Raw genomic sequence first — 14,997 nt, forward strand, 5'->3', positions numbered from 1 at the left:
TCTTAGGATGTGGCGTCGTCTGCAGCGGCGGTGGTACTGCTGCGAGGCGGGTCGGCAGGGTCGGAACCGTCCTCGGAGTCGGTGGATGTGTCGGATCCGGTCTGGTCCGGTTCCGTCTCAGCGGCAGCCGCTTCCGTGCCCAGGTCGCTGCCCGTGGGGGTCCACCGGGCGGCGAGCTCGGCGATCGCCGCAGCGGAAACGCTCTTGTTTTCGTACTGCTCTTGGGATGGCAGTGTGAAAGGCGGATTCCATTCGGCTGGTTCGCGGAAGGTGATCACGGCCGTCTCGTCGACGTCCGGATCAGTGTCGTCCGCAGGATCCGCCGGGGAGTCGTCGTGGTCGGCGCTGCCGGGCGCGGCGCCGTCGTCACCGGACGGATCGGATTCGGCGGTGTCAGCGCTACCGCTGTCTGCGGCCTCGGACTCCTCGTTGCTGTCTGCAGTCTCGGAATCCGGTTCCGCGGTGGCGGCGTCGACAGACGCGGTGTCCTCGGACTCGCCGTCGTCCGCTTCCGTGTCCCGCTCGGAGTCGACTGTCAGCTCCTCCGCAGCAGAGTCCGGGGTTTCCTCGCTGTCGGCTGCAGGACCGTCGGTGTCGACCGCGGTTGCCCCGTGCAGCTGGTCGGCGAGGACAGGGAGCTCCTGGGTGGCTTCCATATCCGGGGAATGCTCCGCCGCGCTGTCGTCGGAGTCGCTGTCGGAGCAGGGAGGTTCCGCGACAGTCTCCACGGGCGGGTTTTCGTCGACCGGGTCGTCGGTGTCGACTGGGTCGGTGTCCTCCGCCGTTCCCGCCGCACGGTCCTCCGGCTCGGAGGCTGGGACGGCCTCGACTGCGTCGTCGGCGTCCTCTTGGGATGCCGCGGCAGTGGGGGTGTCGTCCGCAGAGCTACCGCTGCTGGATTCGGCGGATTCGTGCTGCTCCTCCTGGGGAGGCTCGGACAGCGTAGCGTCGCGTGCCTCCGCAGGGGGTGGAATGGATGCCTCCCGCACCGGTTCGGAAACCGGCGCGGGGACGGAGATCCCGACTACCGCGGTCCTGTCTCCGTCGTCCTGGACTGCCACGGGAGGGCTGCCGACGCTGGTGGTCGGGGCTGCCACCTGGCCGGTAGCCGCTGCCGTGCCCAGATGCGGGACGGACGCCTTCCCCACATCGTCCGTCCGTACCGGTCCGGTCACGGCCCCGGGGAGTCCGGCACTCCGGTGATCGGGCAGTGACTCCGCACGGCCCGGCCCAAACAGGGCTTTCCTGTTGCGGACGAACTCCACCGCGAGCAGTACAGCGGCGAGCCCGCCGAGACCGAGCGCGATGTTGACCAGAGTCAGCTCTGCGAGGGCTAGTGCTGTGCCCATCACGACGAACGCCGCTATGACCAGCACCAGGCAGACGATGATCACCGGGTGAGCGCCTTACTTAGGAATCGAGAGAACGGACAGGACCGGGGTGACCGTCGACCGTCACTCAGTGGCGATCGTGCGGATCACCCGGGTGGTAGCCATGCGGTGCCGGTTCGGGTGACGCGAACGGGTTCGTGCTCCCCGTGCCCGGGTTGGTGTGCTGCAGCGACGGGCTACCTCCCGTGGGAGCAGACATGGTCTGGAAACCGCCCGTGGTGTTCGGGTTGTTGCCGTAGTCGGGCGCTCCCTCGTTGAGCTCCCGCAACTGCCGTTCGAAGTACTCCTTGAGCCGGCTGCGGTACTCGCGTTCGAAGTCCTTGAGCGCGGCGACCTTGTGCTCCAGCTCGTCGCGCTGCTGCACGAGCGAGCCCATGACCTGGCGGTGGCGCTCCTGGGCATCCCGATCAAGGTTCTCCGACCGGGCGCGAGCCTCGTTGATGATCTGCTCGGCCTGGCGGCGGGCCTTGCTGAGGATGTCCTCGGCCTCGTGGCGGGCCCGGCCCAGGGTCTCGTCGGCCTCGCGGCGGGCGTCCGAGATGGCCTGGTCAGCGGTCTGCTGTGCGAGAGCCAGCACCCGTGCCGCGGTGTCCATGTTGTCTTCGCCGCCGGGCAGGCCCATGGCGGCTGCCGGGGCAGGCTCAGGCTGCCGCATCGGCATTTCAGGCTGGGGGGCCTCCTGAGGAGCGGGGGGCTCCTGGGGCTGGAAGTCGTTCATTCCCGCAGGGGGAACCTTGCCGCGCAGGCACTCAGCGAGTTTGCCGCGCAGTTCCTCGTTCTCCTGGATCAGACGGTCGAGCTCAGCCTCAACCTCGTCGAGGAAGGCGTCGACCTCTTCTTCGTCGTATCCCGGTCGTAGCCGGGTTGTACTGAATTGCTTATTGCGTACATCCGCAGGTGTCAGCGGCATGTTCGTCTCCTTGGCGCGCTTGGACTCTGTCCGTAGGGACGCTACCTGATCGTGACCTTATGGCACTCCAGATCATGGTTAAGACGCATGTATTGGAACCGGAGCCTACCTTCCTGCCTCTCGGATCTTGCTACACGGTCATGACAGACGCCACGATCTGGAGGAGGATCATCACCACAAGGAACAGGATCATGAAGCTCAAGTCGAGTGCGACACTCCCCAACCGGATGGGTTTGATGAAGCGGCGCAGGAACTTGAGCGGTGGGTCCGTGATCGTATAGGTCGTCTCAGCCAAGACCAATACCAACCCGGCGGGCCGCCAGGATCGGGCATACATCCGAACCAGGTCGAACACCAACCGTCCGATCAGCGCGATCAGGAAGAGGTACAGGACGAAGATCAGAACGTTGCCGAGCACGACTTGGACGATGTTCACTCTCGTACTCCGGCTGCCTCGCTGGATGTGTGTGCTGCTCTAACTCTGATTGAAGAACCCTCGCTCCGCGATACGTGCCTTGTCTTCAGCGGTCACCTCAACATTAGCCGGAGACAACAGAAACACTTTATTCGTCACACGCTCGATGCTTCCGTGCAGGCCGAAGATCAAACCCGCCGCGAAGTCGACCAGTCGCTTAGCGTCGCTGTCGACCATCTCGGTGAGGTTCATGATCACCGGAATACCTTCACGGAAATGCTCTCCGATGGTACGCGCTTCGTTGTACGTGCGGGGATGGAGTGTCGTAATACGGGCGAGATCTGCGGTAGCGGGCGCCGGAGCGGGGGAACGTCGCTCATTTCGTGACGGAGAGTGATCAGAGGAATCCGTCACAGCATTGTTTCGAGAGTCGTCGCGGGGACTACGATTCCGACTGGGCCGCTCGTCGAGAGGCTCGTCGAAGTCCTCGAAGTCATCGTATTCGTCCGCGTAACGGTGATCGTAACGGTCGTCCTCCACGAGGCCGAGGTAGACCGCCATCTTGCGCAGCGCGCCGGCCATCTCTTGTCCTCCGTCGTCCCTGTGGTGATTCACCGCAGATGACTTGCCGATGGATTCGGTCCCCGTCCACCCCTGAGCGGAGGAGGGAACAGCGTATGCCCCAGGGTTCATCTGGGGACATTACCCCACGATCAACCTCCGATTGCCAAGCAACGCCGTACCTATTCTCAGATGTGTCGCTCCCCGCTCAATTGCGGCTTCTAGGTCTCCGCTCATCCCGGCGGAAATCACCGTGGCATGAGGGTAGCGAGCTTGGAGTTCCTCAGCGACCGTTTTAAGCCGGTCGAAGGCTTCTCGTGGATCACCCTGGCGCGGTGCGACGGCCATCACACCTCCCAGGGCAAGTCCTTCCTCGGCTTCCACTGCCTCCGCGAGGGCGGGCACGTCACCGGGGTCGGCACCGCCCCGGGGGCCTAGGACGCCCTGTTCGGAGTCGGGGTCCAGGTTGACTTGGATGAGGCAGGTCACCGTACGTTCCGCGGCGCGGACCCGGCGTCCCAGCTCAGTGACGAGCCGCATCCGGTCCACGGAGTGGACCACGTCAGCGTAGCGGGCCACCGAGCGGGCTTTGTTTGTCTGCAGTTGACCGACAAAATGCCAGGTGAGATCGAGATCACGGCATTCGGCTGCTTTCGGCGCCGCCTCCTGGTCGCGGTTCTCGCCGATGTCGCGGATACCCAGTTCCGCGAGAAGACGCACGTCAGAGGCCGGATACTGTTTGGTCACCGCGACGATGGTGATCTCCTCGGGCTTGCGTCCTGCCGCCGCGCAGGCGGCAGCGACCCGCTCGCGGACCCGTTCCAGGTTCGCGGCGAGCTCTGCGCGTCGTGCCTCCCCGCTCATGGGACCCTCCAGACATATCCGGCGAACCGTCCGGTGGTCGCGTCTCTGCGGTAGGAGAACAAGTCGGCGCTCTCCCGAGTACACCGACTGTCATGAGTGATATTCGTCACGCCCAAGTTCGTCAACTGTGCGGTGACTCCGGCTCGAATGTCTAGTCCTGGTGTGCCTTCCGCGGTTGTGCAGCGGGCTTCTGGAACCGTGCGGGCCACCCTGTCCTGCAGGTCGCGGGGCACCTCGTAGCAGCGGCCGCAGATCGCGGGCCCCAGGAGGGCAACACACCGCTCGGGGCGCGCCCCGTGCCGGGCCATCTCCGCCACCAGGGCAGGCACCACTCCCGCCGCCATGCCCGGGCGTCCCGCGTGCGCCGCGCCGATCACCCCGGCTGCGGCGTCCGCGACCAGCAGGGGCAGGCAGTCCGCCACCAGCACCGCCAAGGCGAGGCCTGCTTCCGGGGTGACGACTGCGTCGACGTCCCCCGCCTGGCCGGATCCGGTCACGGTCACCGCGGTGGCGCCGTGCACCTGGTTCATCCACACCACGCGGTCGGGGGAGATCCCGAACCCGAGGGCGGCCCGTTTCCGGTTCTCCGCCACCGCTGCAGGGTCGTCACCCACGTGGTCGCCCAGGTTCAGGGTCGCGTACGGCTCCCCGCTGACTCCTCCGGCACGGCCGGTGAATCCGGCGTGTATCCCGGGGGCCAACTCGACCACGGTGCCCGTCACGGGGAGCACCTCCTTATCCGATTCGTGGGGGAGCGAACGGTGCGGCCGGTCCGCGAGGACCGGCCCGGATGCGGCTATTTGAGGAAGTCGGGGACGTCGAGGTCGTCGCCTTCGTCGAAGACGACGCGGCGTCGCGGTGTGGGGATCTCACCGCTGCGGGAGAACGGGCTGTCGGAGACCCGGGGACGGGTGTACCCGCCCTCCCCTCCCATGGGGTAGAGGCCTCCGGGCCGGTAGGGCCGGTCTTCGTCCCGATTCGCCGGCGTGTCCTTGGTCTCCTTGGCCTCGCTGGCTGCCGCGCTGTCCGACTGCGGTTCCTCTGTTGCGGCCGGTTCCGCTGCCGTCTCAGCCCCGCTGTCCGGTTCCGTCGTGGGACGGGGGTCGCGCGCCAGGCTCGGCGTCGGCGGTTCGGAGCGGGGCGGCTCCACAGTACGCAGCGGCGGCGGAGGAGGCGGTGGCGGGGTGAACCGCTCTGGCGCCGCGGGCGTGGTCGGTGCGCTGACCGCACGGGAAGGGGTGGGGGATGGCGACTCCACCTGGGGTTCGTCGAACCCGGCGGCGATAACCGTGACCCGCACTTCGTCGCCGAGCGCGTCGTCGATGACCGCACCGAAGATGATGTTCGCCTCCGCGGCCGCGGAGTTGGCGACGAGCTGTGCTGCCTCGTTGATCTCGAACAGGCCGAGGTCGGAACCGCCTTGGATCGACAGCAGCACTCCGTGGGCGCCGTCGATGCTGGCTTCCAGCAGCGGCGAGGAGATCGCCATCTCGGCTGCTGCGACCGCGCGGTCGTCTCCGCGTGCCGATCCGATCCCCATGAGAGCCGAGCCCGCCCCGGACATGACCGACTTGACGTCGGCGAAGTCCAGGTTGATCAGCCCAGGGGTGGTGATCAGGTCGGTGATGCCTTGCACACCCGACAGCAGCACCTGGTCGGCGGCTTTGAAGGCGTCGAGGACGCTCACCTGCCGGTCCGAGATCGACAGGAGGCGGTCGTTGGGGATGACGATGAGCGTGTCTACTTCCTCACGCAGCATCGCGATCCCCGCCTCAGCCTGGGTGGCGCGCCGCTTGCCTTCGAAACTGAACGGGCGGGTGACGACACCGATGGTGAGCGCTCCAAGGGAGCGAGCGATGTTGGCGACTACGGGGGCGCCGCCCGTGCCGGTGCCTCCTCCCTCACCGGCGGTCACGAAGACCATGTCGGCGCCCTTGAGGACCTCTTCGATCTCTTCTCGGTGGTCCTCAGCCGCCTTACGCCCCACATCGGGGTTGGCGCCCGCTCCCAAACCTCGAGTAAGTTCACGGCCGACGTCCAGTTTCACGTCGGCGTCGCTCATGAGCAGCGCCTGAGCGTCGGTGTTGATGGCGATGAATTCGACGCCCTTGAGACCCTCTTCGATCATGCGATTGACGGCGTTGACACCGCCGCCGCCGATCCCGACGACTTTGATGACCGCGAGGTAGTTCTGCGGTGCTGCCACGACGAGGGGCCTTTCCGCTCGCTTCTTGCCAGCCGCGCCGCCCCTCCGGGAGGATCGGCCGTGGGGGACGTCCCTCCCGGAACCGGTTCGGCGCGAAAGCTGTCCGGTTCTGCTTGCTTCGTGGTTCCGGGCGCCTCCGGGGAGATGCCCGGGTGGGGCATGGACCGTGCGGGCACGTCCACGTCCCGCCCGCACCACCACTGTGGCACGGGAATGCTTGTCGTTATGTCAACTAAAGACTGTGCTTTCTGACAGTAAGCCGCCACCCTGGTAACGGGCAACTAACCACCGCTTCAGCCTATCGGCGTGTCGCGCACTTCGGTGTCGGATACGCCAGTAAGCGCACCGTCCATCCCGCCCTGGGCAGGCAGGGTTAGGAAGATCACCGGACCACCGCCACCCCTTCAGCGCTCACGTCGTAGTGGCGTCCCGGTTCAGGGGGATGCTGCGCCATGAGCACTTCCAGGGCGCGGGCCTTGTCCGCTGCCCGTTCGGTGTCTCCCCACATCGCTGTGGCCCCGGTGGTGAACTCCAGGGTGAGACGGGCCCGGTCGGTCGCCACCACGGCTGCCACATCCGCGGCCAGAGCGTCGGGGAGTGCGGCAAGCACCAGCGCGCTGTCGGCCACCGCGGGGTTGCCTTCGACGTCGCCGGATACGTGGAGCAGCGGGTAGCCTTCCGGCTCCGCTTCGCTCTTCTCCACCCACACCCCTTCCCAGTCCACGAGGAGGTAGCCGCCGTCTGCTGCGGCCAGCGCGAAGACAGGGACGCGTTCGGTCACCGCGACACGGAGCGTGGCGGGCCAGCCGCGCTGCACGTCCACGGAGTCCACGAGGCGTAGTTCGGACACTCGCGCCGCCACAGCGTCGGTGTCCACCCGGGCCAGCGGGGTCCCCGGGGTCACATCCACGGCCGCCAGCACTTCGGTCTCCGCGAGGCGGTCCAGGCCGGTGACCTCAATCTGGCGGACGGCGAGCAGGCGCGAGCCGAACAGCACCCACAGCACTGCCCCGACCAGGCCGCTCACCAGCAGGATGATGAAGGCGGCCTGCCACGGGTCCGGCCGGGACGCGCCCTCGTCGGAGACCGCTGCGCTGCTCCGCTCTTCGACCGTCACCCTCCTCCCTCCGCTCCCCGGTGGTCGACTGCGGCAGCATACCGCGGCGCCCGCGCCGGGCCCGGCTTATCCGAGGGCTTCGACGATGCGCGGGCCGAGCTCCGTCACGTCCCCGGCGCCCATGGTCAGCACGATGTCGCCTGGCTGCGCCACCGACACCACGCATTCGACCGCGGCGTCGCGGTCGGGACGGTAGTAGACCCGGTCGTGGCCGATGCGCTCGGTGATCAGCTCGGCGGTGACCCCCGGCTCGGGGTCTTCGCGGGCAGCGTAGATCCCGAGGACGACGACCTCGTCCGCCTTGGTGAGCGCGGCAGCGAACTCTTCGGCGAAGATGCGGGTCCGGCTGTACAAGTGGGGCTGGAACAGCACCACGATCCGGCCGGCCTTCCCGCCCTTGGCGGCCTGCGAGTCGAGTGCGGCGCGTGCGGCGTCCAAATCGGCGGCGATCTCGGTGGGGTGGTGGGCGTAGCTGTCGTAGACGCTCACCCCGTTCGCTTCGCCCTTGAATTCGAAGCGGCGGGCCGCCCCCGCGAATTCGGCGAGTCCTTCCACCGCGACTTCAGGGTCGTAGCCGATGGTGTCGGCGACAGCGACAGCGGCAGCGGCGTTGAGCGTGTTGTGCCGGCCGGGCAGGGGAAGGGTGCAGTGCACCGGGTCCCCGGTGGGCGGGTCGATGGTGAACATCGTGGTGAACCCGTCCACGGTGATGTCGCGGACCCGGTAGTCGGCCGTGTCGGCTTCGCCGTAGGTGAGGACTTTCAGCCCCCGCTGGCGGGCGACCTCGGCGACCCGGCGCGCCCCCGGGTCGTCCACCCCTACCACCACGGTTTCGGACACGCGGCCGATGAATGCGGCGAACTTGTCGTGGATCTCTTCCAGGTCGCCGTAGTTGTCCAAGTGGTCGGCTTCGACGTTGGTGATCACGGCGACGCGGGGCGAAAGCATGAGGAAGGAGCCGTCGCTTTCGTCGGCCTCCACCACGATGATGTCGTCCGCGCCCGCATCAGCGCCGAGCCCGGTGGTGACCAGCTGCCCGCCGATGACATACCCGGGCATGGCCCCCAGGTGCTGCAACACCACGGTGATCATGGACGTGGTGGTGGTCTTGCCGTGGGTTCCCGCGACGGCGACCCCGTAGCGGCCCAGCAGCAGTGCGCCGAGGGCCGCGGCGCGCGGCAGGATGCGCAGGTTGCGGGCGCGTGCTTCCACGAGCTCCGGGTTGGTGTCGCGGATCGCGGAGGAGACGACGACCGTGTCGGCGTCCCCCACGTGCTCGGCGGCGTGGCCGACGTGGACGGTCGCGCCGAGCTCCTCCAGTTCCCGGAGCAGGGCGCTGTCCCGTGCGTCACTGCCGGACACTTCCACGCCGCGCTGCAGCAGCACGCGCGCGATTCCGGACATGCCCGCGCCCCCCATGCCGATGAAGTGGACGCGGCCCAGCTTGTCGACTTCGACCGGTTCGGTCGGTTCGACCAGGCTCATCGGGTGTCCCCCGATTCCTCCGAATAGTCGATGGGCATCTCTGGAGTCGGCCGTTCCCCGCGGGCGATCGCGATGACCTCGCGGGCCAGCGCCATGTCGGCGTCCCGGCGTCCCAGCCGCGCCGCGGCCTCCGACATGGCCACGATTCGATCAGTGTCTGTGAGCAGCGGGATGAGGTGCTCTCTGATCCAGTCGCGGCTCAGCTCCGAGTTGGCGACCATGAGGCCGCCGCCCGCCTGCACGATCGGTTCAGCGTTGAGCCGCTGCTCCCCGTTACCGATCGCGAGCGGGACGAACACGGCGGGCAGGCCCACCGCGGTCAGTTCCGCACAGGTGAGCGCCCCCGAGCGGCACATGGCGATGTCGGCCGCTGCGTACGCGAGCTCCATCTCGTCGACGTAGGGCACCACCACGTAGGGCACGCCGCCCCGAGTGCGGTCTTCGGGGCCGTCCGCGTTCTTGGGGCCGACCACGTGCAGCACCTGGATGCCTGCCTGGTAGAAGTCTTCGGCGCTGTCGAAAGCGGCCTGGTTGATGGCCTGGGCCCCCTGGGAGCCGCCGAAGATCAGCAGGGTCGGCAGGTCGGGGCGGAGCCCGAACTTGGAGCGGGCTTTGTCGCCCACAGCGAGCCGGTCCAGGTTGGAGATCCGGGTCCGCAGGGGGATGCCGATGTAGCGGCCGTTGCGGATCTCCGTGTGCGGATGCCCGGTGAACACGTGGGGGGTGAGCCGGGCGCCGAGCCGGTTGGCCAGGCCGGGCAGCGGGTTGGCTTCGTGGACCACAATCGGGATGCGGCGACTGCGTGCAGCCAAGTATCCCGGGGTGGCCACGTAGCCGCCGAAACCGACCAGGATGTCGGCCTGGACACGGTCCAGGTGCTTGGCTGCGGTGCTGATCGCGTTGGCCAGCCTGCCGGGGACGGAAAGCAACTGGGGGGTGAGCTTCCGGGGCAGCGGGACAGCGGGGATCTCCGCCAGTTCGTAGCCCCGCATGGGGACGAGCCGCTGCTCCAGTCCTCGCTTCGTACCCAGGCACAGCACCTGGGTGTCAGGGTTGATCCGCCGTAGCGCATCGGCCAGTGCCAGTGCGGGTTCCACATGTCCGGCCGTGCCGCCGCCGGCGAGGACTACCCTCATCGTCGCCGATTCCTCCTCGCTTGAACCTGCGTCGGGCGTGTCTTAGGAGCCCGGTCAGCGCCTGGGGCTGTGCGGCCCGCGCTGTTACCCAGGCCAAGCCAGCTTAGAGCCCTTTGGGGGTATGTAGGGCCTCGAGCACTGAGTGCGCTGCGTGCGGCGGGCTCGTTCCGGGCTAGCGCCAGTAGGACCCCCATGCCCAACATTGTGGGGATGAGTGACGATCCCCCGGCTGAAACGAAGGGTAGCGGGATGCCCGTCACCGGGAGCACCCCGATGACCGTGCCGATGTTGACCATCGCCTGCACACAGATCCACGTGGTGATCGCCACCGCGGACAGTCGGACGAACGGGTCGGTGGTCCGGGCCGCGACCCGCAGCCCCGAGTAGCCAAGAACCCCGAAAAGCCCGATCACCAGCAGCGTACCGAGCAGGCCGAACTCTTCGCCGATGATGGCGAAGATGAAGTCGCTCTCCGGGTGGGGCAGGTGGCCCCACTTCTCTCGGCTCGCCCCGATACCGACGCCCAGGAGGCCGCCGGTGCCCAGCGCGTACAGGCCGTGCAGCAACTGGTAGCCGCTGTTGAACGGGTCGGCTTCCGGGTTGAGGAAGGCGGTGAGGCGTTTCAGCCGGTAGGGTTCGACCGCGATCATGATGGCGACCAGGAGTCCGACGAGGCCGACCACTCCGAAGAACAGGCGGCCGGGGGCGCCGATGATCCACAGCAGCGCCACGAGGACAGCCATCAGCACGAACGAGGTGCCCAGGTCGCTGCCCATGAGGACGAGCAGCACCAGGATTCCGCAGACGGGCAGCAGCGGGACCAGCAGGTGCCGCCATTCGGTCAGTTCCCGGAGTTCTTCTTTGCGGGCCAGCAGGTTCGCTCCCCACAGCGCGAAGGCGAGCTTGGCTGGTTCGGACGCCTGCACGGTGATCCCGCCGATGTTGAGCCAGCGGGTGGCCCCGTAGTATTCGACTCCGCGGAACGTGGTGATCACCAGGAGCACGATGGACACCAGGAGCAGCGGTCCGCCGAGCAGCCGCAGAGTCCGCGGAGGCAGCCGGGAGGCCAGCAGCATCAGCGGGATGCCGATGAGCGCGGCAACCGCCTGCTTCAAGAAGAGGGAGAACGCGGAGCCGGTCTCGGTGTAGGAGTCGACCATGGAGGAGGACAGCACCATGACCAGGCCGAGCACGATGAGCAGGACGCTGCTGCCGACCAGCAGGTAGTAGGAGGTCAGGGGACGGTCCAGCAGCCGGGTGAACTCCTTGACCCGGCTGAGCACGGCGCCGTCCGTCTTCGCGTTCCGCGTTCTTCTGCGCGCGCCGGCGCCTCTTCCCCCCGTAGCCGAGGAAACCGGTGTGGTGGCCGCCATGTCCCTCCTCCCTCCCACGCCGCCTGAGCACTCCATGGGGTGCGTGATGCACCGTGCTGCACCAGTTTGGCGGTTAGCAGGGCCGAGGACATGCACATAACCGGCGTGTTGGGGTTTTTTCTGACTCCATGTCTTCGCAGACGCACCGGCCCGCCAAAAAGTTCACGGGTTTTCGGCGGGGCCGGTGGCGGTTGAGGGTTCAGCCGGCGAGTGCACGGACTTCTCGGGCGAACGCTTCACCCCGTTCGATGTAGTTGGTGAACATGTCCATGGAGGCTGCTGCGGGGGCGAGGAGCACGGTGTCGCCTTTCTGGGCGAGCCGGGCCGCGGCGGCCACCACTTCAGCCATGGCGCCTTCGTCGGTGCGGGCCACGTCCACGACAGGCACGTGGGGGGCGTGCGTGTCGAGCGCTTCCCGCAACTGGTGCCGGTCGGCGCCGAGCAGGACGACGCCGCGCAGCCGGCTCGCGGCCTGCCGCACCAGGCCGGTGACGTCGGCGCCTTTGAGGAGGCCGCCGGCGATCCACACCACCGAGGGGTAGGCGGCCAGCGAAGCGGCGGCGGCGTGCGCGTTCGTCGCTTTGGAGTCGTCGACGTAGTCGACCCCGTCGATGGTGGCCACGTGGGCGATGCGGTGCGGTTCGGGCTGGAAGTTCCGCAGTCCGGTGCGCACCGCCTCCGGGGCGACGCCGATCGACCGGGCGAGTGCGGCGGCGGCCAGCGCGTTCGCCACGTTGTGCGGTGCGCGGGGGGTGACGTCGGCCAGGGTGGCGAGTTCGGTGGCCTCGGTGCGCGGGTTGGCGACGAAAGCGCGGTCGACGAGCAGGTCCTCGACGAGTCCGAGTTCTCCGGCGCGCGGCACGTCCAGGCTGAATCCGACGAGCGGTGCAGCGGGGTCGCCGTGGGTTTCAGCGAGCTCGCGCAGCGCAGGGTCGGCGGCGTTGACGATGCGGATGGTGCCGGCGCCGTAGACCTTGGCCTTGGCGGCCGCGTAGGGTTCCATGCCTCCGTGCCAGTCCAAGTGGTCGGGGGCGAGGTTGATGATCGCGGCCGCGTGCGGCTGCACGGTGGCGGACCAGTGGAGTTGGAAGCTGGAGAGTTCCACGGCGAGGATGTCCCAGCGGTCGGGGCCGTCGGCGAGCGCCGCGTCGATGACGGGGGTGCCCACGTTGCCGACGGCGAGGGCGCGCCGCCCGTCGGCCCGCAGCATCGCTTCGAGCATGCGCACCGTGGTGGTCTTGCCGTTGGTGCCGGTGACGGCCAGCCAGACCTGGCCGGCGGGGCGGAGCCGCCAGGCCAGTTCGACGTCGCCGATCACCTCGACCCCGGCGTCGGCCGCCGCGACCAGGACGGGCGCGTCGGGCCGCCAGCCGGGTGAGGTGACGACGAGGTCGGTTCCCGCGGGGAGTGTGGTGGGCTCACCGAGTTCCACGGTGGCGCCGAGTTCCCGCAGGGTGCGGGCGCGTTCCCGGTTCACGTCGTCGTCGCGGCCTTCCACGACGGTGACGTGCGCCCCGTGTTTCAGCAGTGCTCGGGCGACAGGGGGTCCGGAGACCCCCAGTCCTGTGACGCAGACCCGGCGTCCCCTCAGCTCCATCGCGGTGTCACTCATCGCTTATCGAGGCATCCATTCCAGGTAGAACAAGGCCATCGCTGCGGCGACGAACAGCCCTTGAATGATCCAGAACCGGATCACGATCGTGGTTTCGGCCCACCCTTTCAGCTCGAAGTGGTGCTGGAGGGGCGCCATGCGGAACACCCGTTTCCCGGTGAGGCGGAAGGAGCCGACCTGGATGATCACCGAGGCGGTGATGAGGACGAACAGACCTCCGATGACCAGCAGCAGCAGCTGGGTGCGGGTGGTGATGGCCAGTCCCACGAGCAGGCCGCCGAGCGCGAGCGAGCCGGTGTCGCCCATGAAGATCTTGGCGGGGGGTGCGTTGAACCAGAGGAAGGCGATGCACCCGCCGAGCGCGGCTGCGGCGACCACGGCCAGGTCGAGGGGGTCGCGCACCGTGTAGCAGTTGGGCTCCAGGGCGTTGATGCAGCTCTGGCGGAGCTGCCAGTTGCCGATGATGACGTAGGCGACGAGGGAGAGGATGGTCGCTCCGGTGGCCAGGCCGTCGAGGCCGTCGGTGAGGTTCACCGCGTTGGAGGTGGCCACGATCAGCAGCAGCGCCCAGATCACGAACAGCCACACGGCCATGGGGGGACCGAAGTCGCGCAGCAGGGACAGGTGGGTGGAGCCCGGCGTGTAGGTGTAGGAGTTGGGGAACATGGTGACGCCGATGGCGAACCCTACGCCCACGATGATCTGGCCGAGCATTTTCGCACCGCTGCGCAGGCCCAGGCTGCGGCGCTTGTAGATCTTGATGAAGTCGTCGAGGAATCCTACGCAGCCCAGCCCGACGAACAGGAGGATCACCAGCACGCCGGAGACGGTCGGCGGTGTCATGGTGACCGCGTGCGCGCCGAAGTAGCCGACGACCGTGCCGAAGATGATGGCGATACCGCCCATGGTGGGCGTGCCCTGCTTGGTCTTGTGGCCTTGCGGACCGTCGTCGCGGATCTCTTGTCCAAACTTGAACCGGTAGAGGATCCTGATCAGAGGGGGCAGGAGGAGGAAGGAGACCAGCAGGGAGATCCCCGCAGCTGCGATGATGCCGGTCATTCAGCCGCCTCCACATCGATCAGCTGCTCGGCTACCTGCTCCAGCCCAGCCACTCGTGATCCCTTCAACATGACGATGTCCTTGGGTCTGAGACGCTCTTTGAGCACCGCGACCGCCTCGGTCACGTCGGCGACCGTGACGGTCTCCCCTTTCCAGTCGGCAACGGAGGCGGCGCCGTCCGCGATGCTCGCGGCCTGCTCTCCGACGGTGATGAGGACGTCCACTCCGCTTTCGGTCACCAGCCGTCCGATCCGTTCGTGTTCGGTCCGGTGCGCGGAGCCGAGTTCGGCCATGTGGCCGAGGACCGCGAAAGCGCGGCGGCCGGAGGCCAGCGTCGCCAGGGTGCGCAGTGCCGCACTCATGGATTCGGGGTTGGCGTTGTAGGCGTCGTTGACGATGGTTACGCCGTCAGGCCGCTCGGTGACCTCCATGCGCCAGCGGCTCACCGGTCCGGCTTCGCTCAGTGCCGCGGCGATAGCGGTGACCGGTTCGCCGAGTTCGCGGAGGACTGCGGCGACGGCCAGGGCGTTGTGCACTTGGTGGGTGCCGACGAGCCGCAGACTCACGGGGGCGGTGTCCTCGCCGATGGCGAGGGTGAAGCGAGGACGCCCGCGTTCGTCTAGGGCGATGCCTTCAGCCCGCACGTCGGCGTCGGGGGCCAGGCCGTAGCTCACGACTCGCGCTGCGGTGCGCGAGGCCATGCCGATGACGGCGTCGTCGTCGGCGTTGAGGACGGCGACCCCTCCTTGCGCGGCCGCGGGAAGCGCTTCCACGAGTTCGCCTTTGGCCTGGGCGATGGTGTCCCGGCTGCCGAACTCGCCCATGTGGGCGCTGCCGACATTGAGCACGACTCCGATGCGTGGCGGCG

14 protein-coding genes are annotated in these 14,997 nt (G+C 68.0%); all 14 read right to left on the reverse strand.

Annotated features, from left to right (window positions below; translation table 11 throughout):
- Positions 1 to 2: 2 nt before the first annotated feature.
- Positions 3 to 1,394, reverse strand: coding sequence for a hypothetical protein (locus TF1_RS02035; protein ID WP_061783581.1), 1,392 nt, complete (start codon positions 1,392 to 1,394; stop codon positions 3 to 5).
- 64 nt (positions 1,395 to 1,458) lie between these two features.
- A complete protein-coding gene (locus tag TF1_RS02040; protein WP_011291565.1) occupies positions 1,459 to 2,301 on the reverse strand; it encodes a DivIVA domain-containing protein in 843 nt (280 codons plus the stop codon).
- Between the two features lie 130 nt (positions 2,302 to 2,431).
- The gene (locus tag TF1_RS02045) at positions 2,432 to 2,737 is read right to left on the reverse strand and encodes a YggT family protein (RefSeq protein WP_061783582.1); all 306 of its coding nucleotides are present in this window, start codon (positions 2,735 to 2,737) and stop codon (positions 2,432 to 2,434) included.
- Between the two features lie 39 nt (positions 2,738 to 2,776).
- The gene (locus tag TF1_RS02050) at positions 2,777 to 3,298 is read right to left on the reverse strand and encodes a cell division protein SepF (RefSeq protein ID WP_038043538.1); all 522 of its coding nucleotides are present in this window, start codon (positions 3,296 to 3,298) and stop codon (positions 2,777 to 2,779) included.
- A gap of 120 nt (positions 3,299 to 3,418) precedes the next feature.
- Positions 3,419 to 4,141 (reverse strand): YggS family pyridoxal phosphate-dependent enzyme, encoded by a 723-nt coding sequence (locus tag TF1_RS02055; RefSeq protein ID WP_011291562.1) that lies wholly within the window; start codon positions 4,139 to 4,141, stop codon positions 3,419 to 3,421.
- Positions 4,138 to 4,863, reverse strand: a complete 726-nt coding sequence (pgeF, locus tag TF1_RS02060) for a peptidoglycan editing factor PgeF (protein WP_038043535.1) — start codon at positions 4,861 to 4,863, stop codon at positions 4,138 to 4,140. The genes TF1_RS02055 and pgeF overlap by 4 nt, the downstream gene beginning before the upstream one ends.
- Positions 4,864 to 4,937: 74 nt before the next feature.
- Entirely contained in the window at positions 4,938 to 6,347 is a 1,410-nt protein-coding gene (gene ftsZ / locus TF1_RS02065) for a cell division protein FtsZ (protein ID WP_011291560.1), read from the reverse strand.
- Positions 6,348 to 6,729: 382 nt separating this feature from the next.
- Positions 6,730 to 7,464: a cell division protein FtsQ/DivIB gene (locus TF1_RS02070; protein ID WP_061783583.1), complete on the reverse strand. Its 735-nt coding sequence runs from the start codon at positions 7,462 to 7,464 to the stop codon at positions 6,730 to 6,732.
- A gap of 66 nt (positions 7,465 to 7,530) precedes the next feature.
- On the reverse strand, positions 7,531 to 8,949 hold the full coding sequence (murC, locus tag TF1_RS02075; protein ID WP_016188492.1) for a UDP-N-acetylmuramate--L-alanine ligase: 1,419 nt from the start codon (positions 8,947 to 8,949) through the stop codon (positions 7,531 to 7,533).
- Positions 8,946 to 10,085: an undecaprenyldiphospho-muramoylpentapeptide beta-N-acetylglucosaminyltransferase gene (murG, locus tag TF1_RS02080; protein ID WP_011291557.1), complete on the reverse strand. Its 1,140-nt coding sequence runs from the start codon at positions 10,083 to 10,085 to the stop codon at positions 8,946 to 8,948. Before murG ends, murC begins: the two co-directional genes overlap by 4 nt.
- Positions 10,082 to 11,458 carry a putative lipid II flippase FtsW gene (gene ftsW, locus TF1_RS02085; RefSeq protein ID WP_011291556.1) on the reverse strand — a complete coding sequence of 459 codons (1,377 nt, stop codon included), beginning with the start codon at positions 11,456 to 11,458 and terminating at the stop codon, positions 10,082 to 10,084. Before ftsW ends, murG begins: the two co-directional genes overlap by 4 nt.
- 199 nt (positions 11,459 to 11,657) lie before the next feature.
- Positions 11,658 to 13,070 carry a UDP-N-acetylmuramoyl-L-alanine--D-glutamate ligase gene (gene murD / locus TF1_RS02090; RefSeq protein WP_041427854.1) on the reverse strand — a complete coding sequence of 471 codons (1,413 nt, stop codon included), beginning with the start codon at positions 13,068 to 13,070 and terminating at the stop codon, positions 11,658 to 11,660.
- Between the two features lie 3 nt (positions 13,071 to 13,073).
- Positions 13,074 to 14,129, reverse strand: coding sequence for a phospho-N-acetylmuramoyl-pentapeptide-transferase (gene mraY, locus TF1_RS02095; protein ID WP_011291554.1), 1,056 nt, complete (start codon positions 14,127 to 14,129; stop codon positions 13,074 to 13,076).
- On the reverse strand, positions 14,126 to 14,997 hold an 872-nt coding region (locus TF1_RS02100; protein ID WP_255266125.1), incomplete at its 5' end, for a UDP-N-acetylmuramoyl-tripeptide--D-alanyl-D-alanine ligase. The genes TF1_RS02100 and mraY, both read right to left, overlap by 4 nt.

This window comes from Thermobifida fusca NBRC 14071 = JCM 3263 (assembly GCF_001592045.1).
Lineage (GTDB): Bacteria > Actinomycetota > Actinomycetes > Streptosporangiales > Streptosporangiaceae > Thermobifida > Thermobifida fusca.

What these genes read in the sequence shown, in the direction of transcription:
- TF1_RS02040 (WP_011291565.1), bottom strand. Translation starts at nt 2,301, where the DNA reads ATGCCGCTGACACCTGCGGATGTACGCAATAAGCAATTCAGTACAACC.
- TF1_RS02050 (WP_038043538.1), bottom strand. Translation starts at nt 3,298, where the DNA reads ATGGCCGGCGCGCTGCGCAAGATGGCGGTCTACCTCGGCCTCGTGGAG.
- TF1_RS02055 (WP_011291562.1), bottom strand. Translation starts at nt 4,141, where the DNA reads ATGAGCGGGGAGGCACGACGCGCAGAGCTCGCCGCGAACCTGGAACGG.
- murC (WP_016188492.1), bottom strand. Translation starts at nt 8,949, where the DNA reads ATGAGCCTGGTCGAACCGACCGAACCGGTCGAAGTCGACAAGCTGGGC.
- murG (WP_011291557.1), bottom strand. Translation starts at nt 10,085, where the DNA reads ATGAGGGTAGTCCTCGCCGGCGGCGGCACGGCCGGACATGTGGAACCC.
- ftsW (WP_011291556.1), bottom strand. Translation starts at nt 11,458, where the DNA reads ATGGCGGCCACCACACCGGTTTCCTCGGCTACGGGGGGAAGAGGCGCC.
- murD (WP_041427854.1), bottom strand. Translation starts at nt 13,070, where the DNA reads ATGAGTGACACCGCGATGGAGCTGAGGGGACGCCGGGTCTGCGTCACA.
- mraY (WP_011291554.1), bottom strand. Translation starts at nt 14,129, where the DNA reads ATGACCGGCATCATCGCAGCTGCGGGGATCTCCCTGCTGGTCTCCTTC.